The organism is Acetobacter sp. DsW_063 (assembly GCF_002153745.1).
GTDB lineage: Bacteria > Pseudomonadota > Alphaproteobacteria > Acetobacterales > Acetobacteraceae > Acetobacter.
On the sequence record NZ_JOPL01000113.1, the window covers coordinates 1 to 4,145 of the forward strand.

Here is a 4,145-nt window from a genome sequence, read left to right on the forward strand (position 1 = left end):
CAGCTCACGCGGAAAACGGTGACGTTTGTAGCTGACAGGGGGAGCGCTCATGCAGGGCAGTCTACAGCCCACAAGTTAATGTGACAGCACCCGTTGATGAGGTAGGGATTTAGTCTCTTCTGGTAAGCCAACAATTTTATGGGTGCTATTCCTTGGGACGCGGAGGAATGGCGGCAATATCCGAGGCCATGCCCTTTACTCAGGTCGCGATGGAGATGGCGAAGGGCGCGAAGCCACGGGCCCGGACGATATCACCCACTATCAGCATCATGGCTTCAGGACCGCGGGCACTGGCGATGCTTCCCAAATCGAGGATGCTTTCCGGAGACCAGCCCATGTCGAGAAGCAAGGCGGCTACCAATTTTCGTGAATCACCGTCTTCGCCAGAAACGAAGACGGTGCCGCCCTTAACGACAGCAGGTTCCGCAATCACAGAGAATAGCATGGTGTTGAGCGTCTTGACGACGCGAGTGGCTGGAAGCGCGGCTTGCAGCCGCTCGGCGAGACTGTCGGAGGGGTAGAGCAGGCCCGCCGGCCGCCCGTTAGCGTCTCGAGCGGTCGCATTGGCGACATCGACAAGAATCTTGCCTGACAGCGGACCGGCTAGTGCTGAGAGTCGCTGGACGCTGCTGTCACCCGGCGTAGCATTGAAGATCATGTTGGCAGCGGCGATCGCCTGCTCAGTATCGGCCAGCGTGACCGTGGGGCCTTGCCAGCGAGCCTTCGTTGCAGCGGGGTCACGTGAGCCGATGATGACGCGACGGCCGCCGCGAACCAATGTCGTGGCAAGCGCCCCGGCGACTTTGCCCGAACCCAGAATGGCAATATCAGACATAGGATTACTCACTTTTTAGTTGTGGGAGGATGGATGTTGATAAACTGGCAAGTTCTACGGGACCGGCGACGAAGCTGGATGCCGCCGAGGTCCAGCGTTCGCCTGCAAGATCGAGTGCGACCCCGCCCGCCTCGCGGATCAGCAACGCGCCGCCGATCAAACCTGCAGCGACACGGCCATATTGCCAGAAGAGATCGAGCCGCCCCGTAGCCACATCGACTAGTTCCAGCCCAGTCGGAACCGCCGCCCTGACCAGCAACGCCGCGTCAAGCATCACCCCTGCGGATTGGGCTATACGCTCTTTGATAGCCGCGGTCTCGTTTGGACGCGCCTGCCCGGTAGCGACGATGGCTGCGTCGAGTGCTCGCTTGCGGGAGACGTGTAACACCTTGCCATTCACAAAAGCGCCGCAACCGGCTATCGCGGTATAGCTCTCGCTCTTCAGCGGCTCATGGATGACGGTCAGCCATGGCTCTCCATCTCGCACCAGCGTCGCGGCAACTCCCCAGCCGTGGCGGCCATGCAGATGGTTGACGTTGCCCTCGACAGGATCCACCACCCACCATTCACCGGCGGGCAGCGGACCCTCGCCATCTTCGCCCTCTAGCCAGTGTGAACCGGGTCGGGCTGCGAGTAGAAGCTGTCGCAGGTCAGCCGTCACAGCGGCGTCGTTATCGGCGATGCCTCGCTGCAATGTCGCTAGGTCGGTCGGCGAGGGCTGACTCCGGAAGCGGGCGAGCAATATCTCCCCGGCGGCTTTCACAGCACCGGTCGCGATCTCCAGTAGCTCGTTTTCTGAGTTGTCGGTCACGCTTTCGTCCCTCTTGATGATGAACATAAGCTATGATCTGGACCTCGTTACCGCTACTCGTCTTCCATCATGAAGCCATCGGACAACATCACCAGCACAGATCCCCGGAAAACCGCGCGTCAGAGACGGTCGGAGGCGACGGTGGACGCCGTGGTGGAGGCGGCTGCTCGCATTCTGGGGGGAAAGGGGGATCTCAGCTACACCACTAACGCTATCGCTAGGACGGCCGGGGTCAGCATTGGCTCGCTGTACCAGTATTTCCCGAACAAGGACGCGATCACCCGTGCATTGATCCGCCGTGAACTGAAATCGCTGGAGGATCAACTCGGCCCCGTTTTCGCAGCACCCACTGCGCCCAGTGCGCTGGCCGACTTCGCCGCCGCCGCCGCCGCCTATCAGATGCGACGGCCAACTCTCGCGCGACGCCTTGACGAGCAGGAAGAGAAGGTTGCGGCACCCGACGACCTCGCGCCGGCGCGCGTGCGCATCATGGAGTTGTTATCCGCCGTGATGCAGGGGCATGGGATCGCTGCCGACACAGCATTGCTAGAAGATCTCATGGCCGTCGCCAGATCATTGACCGATGCCGCTGGGCATCGCGGTGAGACGGACATCGCGCGATTGGCGCGCAAGATCGAGTTTGCCATGATGGCCGTCGCGACCGCAGGGCGATGAACACTCGCCCCGGAACCAGCACTACATCTCCCGGCATCATGGGCCGGAAGCATTCGGGTGCAATTCCACCTCTGCCTGCTGGCCGATGGCGACCATATCTCCCCAATCTCCTGTCTCGATCCGTGCTGTGGGGTGCTGTCACGTTAACTTGCGAGGGGCATTTGAAGGCGCTTGAGGGTTTTTTCAGGTTGAGGGTTCTAAAAACTCGATGGTTTTGTGTGCGTATCTGTGATTCCATGTCTGGTGTGGTGATTGGGTGGATGAATAATGAAGCAGCCTGGTTTCTTTGATGTTGAAGAGCGGCTTGCTCGGTTGAGTGGGCTTGGCGATCAACTTGAAGCCTTTTCCCGGACTGTGGATTTTGAGGTATTCCGCCCTGATCTGGAGAAGGCTCTGGCTTATGCGGATGGAAGCAAAGGCGGTCGTCCGCCGTTTGATCCAGTGCTGATGTTCAAAATTCTGGTCATACAGACCCTGAACAATTTGTCCGACGAACGGACGGAATACCTGATCAACGACCGTCTCTCCTTCATGCGCTTTTTGGGTCTGGGACTGTCGGATCGTGTTCCTGATGCCAAAACGATATGGTTGTTTCGCGAACGGTTGACCCAGGCTGGTGCGATTGTCGGTTTGTTCAATCGTTTTGACGCTACCCTGAGGAACGCTGGTTATTTGCCGATGTCGGGCCAAACACTGGATGCAACGCTGGTGGCTGCGCCAAAGCAGCGCAATACCAACGCGGAGAAGGCGGATATTCGGGCGGGACGGATCCCACAGGACTGGCAGGACAAACCGGCAAAGCTGTCCCACAAGGATCGTCACGCGCGCTGGACCCTGAAATTCACCAAGGCAAAACGGCAGGATGACGGAACGATCCCGTCAACGGATCTCGCCATCCCGTTCTTTGGTTATAAATCGCATATTTCCATCGACCGGAAGTTCCGATTGATCCGGAAATGGAAAGCGACAGATGCCGCGGCCAGCGATGGTGCGAGATTGAGAGAAGATCTGCTCGACCGCAGCAATGCCGCGTCTGATGTCTGGGCCGACACGGCCTATCGGTCAAAAGCCAATGAGGCTTTCATGGAAAAACATGGTTTTGTCTCAAAGGTTCATAGAAAAAAGCCACATCTCAAGCCGATGCCCCGTCATATCCAGCGGTCCAATGCCAGGAAATCCGTCATACGGTCCCGTGTCGAACATGTTTTTGCTGATCAGAAATCACAGACAGGACTGTTCATACGAACCGTAGGCATAACGCGAGCTACCATGAGGATCGGACTGGCCAACATCGTCTACAACATGCGCCGCTTTCTCTTCCTGGAGCAGATCAGTGCAACCGCGTAGCAATCCAGAGCAGGAAACCCTCTCTCTGCTTAAAACGCAGACCGAAAATCACGCCCAGGAACGAAAAGTCAACACACCAAAACCCCGGAATTAGGCAAAAGGAAAATCAATCAACTGTTCTTCGAACCCTCCAGGTGTTGAGAGCGACCGCGCTATTCCGCTGAGCGAACGCCCTGAGACGGTGCAGATGTCTGGAGATGGCGTTGTCGATTGAAGCGGTGCTGTCACGTTAACTTGCGAGGGACATTTGAAGGCGCTTGAAGGTTTTTTCAGGCGGGAAGAGCGACCGCGCTATTCCACTGGTGCTGTCACATTAACTTCGGGGCTGTAGACTGCCCTGCATGAGAGTTCCCCCTGTCAGCTACAAACGTCACCGTTTTCCGCGTGAGCTGATCGCACATGCCGTGTGGCTGTATTTCCGGTTCCCGCTGAGCTTCCGCCTGATCGAGGAGATGCTGCTCGAACGTTGGGTTGTCG

At 57.9% G+C, this 4,145-nt stretch carries 4 protein-coding genes and 1 pseudogene; 3 read left to right on the forward strand and 2 right to left on the reverse strand.

What is annotated here, in order from left to right; genetic code table 11:
* Positions 1 to 199: 199 nt before the first annotated feature.
* Complete coding sequence (locus tag HK28_RS12665) at positions 200 to 835, reverse strand: NADPH-dependent F420 reductase (RefSeq protein WP_086644907.1); 636 nt, start codon at positions 833 to 835, stop codon at positions 200 to 202.
* Positions 836 to 839: 4 nt separating this feature from the next.
* Entirely contained in the window at positions 840 to 1,646 is an 807-nt protein-coding gene (locus HK28_RS12670) for an inositol monophosphatase family protein (RefSeq protein WP_198945890.1), read from the reverse strand.
* Between the two features lie 69 nt (positions 1,647 to 1,715).
* Here HK28_RS12670 and HK28_RS12675 point away from each other — a divergent pair, with 69 nt between their 5' ends.
* From HK28_RS12675 to HK28_RS12685, 3 genes and pseudogenes are all read left to right on the forward strand, one after another.
* Positions 1,716 to 2,321 (forward strand): TetR/AcrR family transcriptional regulator, encoded by a 606-nt coding sequence (locus tag HK28_RS12675; RefSeq protein ID WP_086644909.1) that lies wholly within the window; start codon positions 1,716 to 1,718, stop codon positions 2,319 to 2,321.
* Positions 2,322 to 2,585: 264 nt separating this feature from the next.
* A complete protein-coding gene (locus HK28_RS12680; RefSeq protein ID WP_198945891.1) occupies positions 2,586 to 3,668 on the forward strand; it encodes an IS5 family transposase in 1,083 nt (360 codons plus the stop codon).
* Positions 3,669 to 4,009: 341 nt separating this feature from the next.
* Positions 4,010 to 4,145: pseudogene (locus tag HK28_RS12685) on the forward strand (IS6 family transposase); the annotation flags it as partial.

Excerpts from the sequence above, each read along its gene's own strand:
- HK28_RS12675 (WP_086644909.1), top strand. The coding sequence starts at position 1,716 with ATGAAGCCATCGGACAACATCACCAGCACAGATCCCCGGAAAACCGCG.
- HK28_RS12665 (WP_086644907.1), bottom strand. The coding sequence starts at position 835 with ATGTCTGATATTGCCATTCTGGGTTCGGGCAAAGTCGCCGGGGCGCTT.